Source organism: Micromonospora sp. D75 (genome assembly GCF_018070405.1).
Lineage (GTDB): Bacteria > Actinomycetota > Actinomycetes > Mycobacteriales > Micromonosporaceae > Micromonospora > Micromonospora chalcea.
Map to the genome: position 1 here is coordinate 1 of NZ_JAGPXV010000443.1, position 5,024 is coordinate 5,024.

Here is a 5,024-nt window from a genome sequence, read left to right on the forward strand (position 1 = left end):
GATCGTGGGCACCGTCGGCAACGGCAAGGGTCTCGGCTTCGTGGCGGAGAACCTGGAACGGCTCGGCTGCCGCGCTGCGCGTGATCCGGGCGAGAACGCCCGGCGGCTCGCGGTCATCGCGGCCGCGACGGTGCTCTGCGGCGAACTGTCCCTGCTCGCCGCGCAGACCAACCCGGGCGAGCTGATGCGGGCGCACGTCCGGCTCGAACGCCCGACCGAGACCACGAAGATCGGAGCCTGACGATGGCCGCGAGACCCGCCGTCGGCATCCACGACCTGTCCGCCGCGACGACGCACCACGTGCTGACGCATGCCACGCTGGCCGCTACCAACGGCACCGACGTGGCCAAGTACCACCGGGGCATCGGCCTGCGGGCGATGAGCGTGCCCGCCCCGGACGAGGACATCGTGACCATGGCCGCTGCCGCCGCCGCGCCGGTCGTCGCCCGCCACGGCACCGACCGGATCCGGACCATCGTGTTCGCCACCGAGTCGTCGGTCGACCAGGCGAAGGCGGCCGGGATACACGTCCACTCCCTGCTCGGCTTCCCCTCGGCCACCCGGGTGGTCGAGCTGAAGCAGGCCTGCTACGGCGGTACAGCGGGACTGCAGTTCGCCGTCGGCCTGGTGCACCGCGACCCGTCGCAGCAGGTCCTGGTGATCGCAAGCGACGTGTCGAAGTACGCGCTGGGCGAGCCCGGCGAGGCGACCCAGGGCGCCGCGGCGGTCGCCATGCTCGTCGGCGCGGACCCGGCGCTGGTACGCGTCGAGGACCCGTCGGGCATGTTCACCGCCGACGTCATGGACTTCTGGCGGCCGAACTACCGCACCACCGCCCTGGTCGACGGGCACGAGTCCATCTCCGCCTACCTGCAGGCGGTGGAGGGCTCGTGGAAGGACTACACCGAGCGCGGCGGCCGCGCGCTGGACGAGTTCGGCGCGTTCTGCTACCACCAGCCGTTCCCCAGGATGGCCGACAAGGCGCACCGGCACCTGCTCAACTACTGCGGGCGCGACGTCGACGACGCGCTGGTCGCCGGCGCCATCGGGCACACCACCGGGTACAACGCCGAGATCGGCAACAGCTACACCGCGTCGATGTACCTCGGGCTCGCGGCGCTGCTCGACACCGCCGACGACCTGAGCGGCCGGACCGTCGGCTTCCTCAGCTACGGGTCCGGCAGCGTCGCCGAGTTCTTCGCCGGCACCGTCGTGCCCGGGTACCGCGAGCACACGCGACCCGACCAGCACCGCGCGGCGATCGACCGGCGGCAGGAGGTCGACTACGACACGTACCGGGAGCTGCACGAGCACGCCTTCCCGGTCGACGGCGGTGACTATCCCGTGCCGGCGGTGACCACCGGCCCGTACCGGCTGGCCGGGCTCTCCGGCCACAAGCGCGTCTACGAGCCGCGATAGCGACCGGCCAACGCCGGGCGCCCCCGACCGAACGACACATGCTTGGAGGATCGATGTCCGGAACTCCCGAGGTGGCCGAGCTCTACTCGACCATCGAGGAATCGGCCCGGCAGCTGGACGTGCCCTGTTCGCGCGACCGGGTCTGGCCCGTCCTGTCCGCGTACGGCGACGCGTTCGCGCATCCCGAGGCGGTGGTCGCCTTCCGGGTGGCGACCGCGCTGCGTCACGCGGGTGAGCTGGACTGCCGGTTCCGGACGCATCCGGACGACCGGGACCCGTACGCCTCGGCGATCGCCCGGGGCCTCACCCCGCGGACCGACCACCCCATCGGCGGCCTGCTCGCCGAGGTGCACCGGCGCTGCCCGGTGGAGAGCCACGGCATCGACTTCGGGGTGGTCGGCGGCTTCAAGAAGATCTACGCGGCCTTCGCCCCGGACGAGTTGCAGGTGGCCTCGGCGCTCGCCGGCATCCCGGCGATGCCCCGCAGTCTCGCCGCGAACGCCGGGTTCTTCACCCGGCACGGTCTCGACGACCGGGTCGGCGTGCTGGGCTTCGACTACCCGGCCCGGACCGTGAACGTCTACTTCAACGACGTGCCGCGCGAGTGCTTCGAGCCGGAGACGATCCGGTCGACGCTGCGGCGGACCGGGATGGCCGAGCCGAGCGAGCAGATGCTGCGGCTCGGCGCCGGGGCATTCGGGCTCTACGTGACGCTGGGCTGGGACTCCCCGGAGATCGAACGGATCTGCTACGCCGCGGCGACAACGGATCTGACCACGCTTCCCGTACCCGTGGAACCGGAGATCGAGAAGTTCGTGAAAAGCGTTCCGTACGGCGGCGGGGACCGCAAGTTCGTCTACGGCGTGGCGCTGACCCCGAAGGGCGAGTACTACAAACTCGAGTCGCACTACAAATGGAAGCCGGGCGCGGTGAACTTCATTTGAACGCCGGCCGGTGCCGCCCGGCCGGCGGCACCGGGATCAATGCCTGTTCGCTCGGGGCTCAACCCTGGCACCCTCCGCTAAAGTGCGATTATGAGGACTGGACTGTCCAGTGTGTGGGCCCGGGTGAAGAACTGGGTCATCGCGGTCGGTGTGGCGGCGGTGCTGCTGATCAGCGCGCTGGCCGGTGACCATCCCGCCCCCGACGGCCTCGGGCTGCTCGGCTACGCGCTGGTGGTGGCGAGCGGCCTGGCGCTGGCCGCCAGTCGCCGGGCTCCGGTCGCCGTGCTGGTCGCCACCGGGCTGTGCGTGGTGGGCTACAACGCGGTCGGCTTCGGGGTGCCGGCCATCGCGTACCTGTTCGCGGTGTACGCGGCGGTCCGGGCCGGGCACCGGCTCGTCACGCTCGGGGTGAGCGCGGCCCTGCTCGTCGTGCTGCCGCTGGCGATCATGGCCTCGCCGGCGGATGGCGCCCTCAAGGAGGCGCTCGCACAGTCGCGGGGCGTGCTCGAACTGGCCTGGCTGGTCGCCGCGGCGGCGGCCGGTGAGGCGTTGCGGCAGGCCGAGCGGCGGGCGGACGAGGCGGAGCGCACCCGCGAGGAGACCGCCCGGCTGCGCGCGACCCAGGAGCGGCTGCACATCGCACGGGAGCTGCACGACTCGCTCACCCACCAGATCTCGATCATCAAGGTGCAGGCGGAGGTCGCGGTCCACCTGGCCCGTAAGCGCGGCGAGCAGGTGCCGGAGTCGCTGCTGGCGATCCAGGAGGCCGGCCGGGCGGCGACCCGGGAGCTGCGCGCGACCCTGGAGACGCTGCGCGACCTGACCAAGTCCCCGTCGCACGGGCTCGACCACCTCCCGGAACTGCTGGCCGGGGCCGAGAAGATCGGCCTGGCCACCACGCTGACGATCGAGGGTGACCAGCGGGACGTGCCGGAGGCGGTGGGCCGTACCGCGTACCGGATCGTCCAGGAGTCGCTCACCAACACGGCCCGGCACGCCTCCGCCGCGGCCGCCGCGGTCCGCATCGACTACCGCCCGGACGCGCTGAGCATCCGGATCGACGACGACGGCACGGCCCGGCCGGGCGCCGCCCCGGTGCCCGGCGTCGGGCTGCTCGGGATGCACGAGCGGGTCCTCGCGCTGGGCGGCCGGCTCCGGGCGGAACCCCGCAGCGGCGGCGGGTTCACCGTCCAGGCCGAACTCCCGGTGGTGCGCGTCCCATGATCAGGATCATGCTGCTCGACGACCAGCCGCTGCTGCGCAGCGGGTTCCGCGCGCTGCTGGACGCCGAGGACGACATCGAGGTGGTGGCCGAGGGCGGGAACGGCCGGGAGGGCCTGGCCCTGGCCCGGCACCACCTGCCCGACCTCGCCCTGATCGACATCCAGATGCCGGTCATGGACGGCGTCGAGACGACCCGGCAGATCGTCGCGGACCCGGCGCTGGCCGGGGTGCGCGTGGTCATCCTGACCAACTACGGCCTCGACGAGTACGTCTTCCACGCGCTGCGCGCCGGCGCCACCGGCTTCCTGGTCAAGGACATCGAGCCGGACGACCTGCTGCACGCCGTGCGGGTAGCCGCGCGCGGGGACGCGCTGCTCGCGCCGTCGATCACCCGGATGCTGATCAACAGGTACGTGTCGGAGCCGCTCTGCGCGGACGTCACGCCCGGCATGGAGGAGCTGACCAACCGGGAACGCGAGGCGGTCGCGCTGGCCGCCCGGGGCCTGTCCAACGACGAGATCGCCGATCGCATGGTGATCAGCCCGCTGACCGCGAAGACCCACGTCAACCGCGCCATGACCAAGCTCCAGGCCCGTGACCGCGCACAGCTGGTGGTGTTCGCCTACGAGTCCGGCCTGGTGTCACCCGGCAATCGCTGACCGGGCGGCACGGCCCGGTCTGTCGCTCGCAGTGCTGCGACTGCGGTATACGGCTGCTCCGCGCGCAGACGCCGCACCGCGGGAATACCGTCACCGCAGTAGATCGATTGTCTCCATCGGCATGACGACCCGTAGCGGAGTCGTTACCTACGCTGGCGCAGATGCCTGTTCCCGCAGCCGAAGGGGCTCCCATGTTCATCCGTCGTCTGCTCACCGCCGCCGCAACCGGCGTCCTCGGTGGGCTTGCACTCGTCGCGCCGGCGGCCGCGCAGGTGACGGCCGCCGACGGTGACGGTGGTTCCGGCCGGGCCGGGTCCGTGCTGGCGCTCGCGCTCGCGTTGCTCGGCCTCGTCCTGGGCGTGTGGGCGTTGCGCTCCGCGGGGCGCGGCGGCGGTCGTGGCAACGCGATCGCCGCGCTGGTGCTCGCGGCGGCCGGCCTGATCGCCGGTGTGGTCGCCCTGGCCGGCTCCGACGGCGGTGTCGGCAGCGGCAACGGCCGTGGCGGCGCCATCGTGTCCGTCGTGCTGGCGCTGATCGGGATCGCCGTCGGCGGTCTGGCATTCACCCGCTCCCGGCGCGCCGCCTGACCGGCGCCGCCGACCGAACACCCCGGTGACCCAACCCGAAGGGGAGTCCCATGCGCAAAGTGTTCGCCGGACTGGCAGCGTTCCTGCTGCTCGTGCTCGTGGTGCAGTTCTTCCTGGCCGCCAGCGGCGCGTTCAGCAACGAGGCCAACGAGGAGGCGTTCCGCCCCCACCGGATCCTCGGTCTGGGGAGC

The 5,024-nt window shown here is 72.2% G+C and carries 5 protein-coding genes and 1 pseudogene; all 6 read left to right on the forward strand.

Annotated features, from left to right (window positions below):
• Positions 1 to 241: pseudogene (locus tag KBX39_RS22675) on the forward strand (hydroxymethylglutaryl-CoA reductase); the annotation flags it as partial.
• Between the two features lie 2 nt (positions 242 to 243).
• Positions 244 to 1,419 carry a hydroxymethylglutaryl-CoA synthase gene (locus KBX39_RS22680; protein WP_104112296.1) on the forward strand — a complete coding sequence of 392 codons (1,176 nt, stop codon included), beginning with the start codon at positions 244 to 246 and terminating at the stop codon, positions 1,417 to 1,419.
• Between the two features lie 53 nt (positions 1,420 to 1,472).
• Positions 1,473 to 2,363: an aromatic prenyltransferase gene (locus tag KBX39_RS22685; RefSeq protein WP_104112297.1), complete on the forward strand. Its 891-nt coding sequence runs from the start codon at positions 1,473 to 1,475 to the stop codon at positions 2,361 to 2,363.
• Between the two features lie 90 nt (positions 2,364 to 2,453).
• The gene (locus KBX39_RS22690; RefSeq protein ID WP_064445540.1) at positions 2,454 to 3,587 is read left to right on the forward strand and encodes a sensor histidine kinase; all 1,134 of its coding nucleotides are present in this window, start codon (positions 2,454 to 2,456) and stop codon (positions 3,585 to 3,587) included.
• Entirely contained in the window at positions 3,584 to 4,246 is a 663-nt protein-coding gene (locus tag KBX39_RS22695; RefSeq protein WP_030499014.1) for a response regulator transcription factor, read from the forward strand. The genes KBX39_RS22690 and KBX39_RS22695 overlap by 4 nt, the downstream gene beginning before the upstream one ends.
• 191 nt (positions 4,247 to 4,437) lie before the next feature.
• On the forward strand, positions 4,438 to 4,833 hold the full coding sequence (locus KBX39_RS22700) for a DUF6223 family protein (RefSeq protein WP_209962393.1): 396 nt from the start codon (positions 4,438 to 4,440) through the stop codon (positions 4,831 to 4,833).
• Positions 4,834 to 5,024: the final 191 nt, after the last annotated feature.

Excerpts from the sequence above, each read along its gene's own strand:
- KBX39_RS22685 (WP_104112297.1), top strand. The coding sequence starts at position 1,473 with ATGTCCGGAACTCCCGAGGTGGCCGAGCTCTACTCGACCATCGAGGAA.
- KBX39_RS22680 (WP_104112296.1), top strand. The coding sequence starts at position 244 with ATGGCCGCGAGACCCGCCGTCGGCATCCACGACCTGTCCGCCGCGACG.
- KBX39_RS22700 (WP_209962393.1), top strand. The coding sequence starts at position 4,438 with ATGTTCATCCGTCGTCTGCTCACCGCCGCCGCAACCGGCGTCCTCGGT.
- KBX39_RS22690 (WP_064445540.1), top strand. The coding sequence starts at position 2,454 with ATGAGGACTGGACTGTCCAGTGTGTGGGCCCGGGTGAAGAACTGGGTC.
- KBX39_RS22695 (WP_030499014.1), top strand. The coding sequence starts at position 3,584 with ATGATCAGGATCATGCTGCTCGACGACCAGCCGCTGCTGCGCAGCGGG.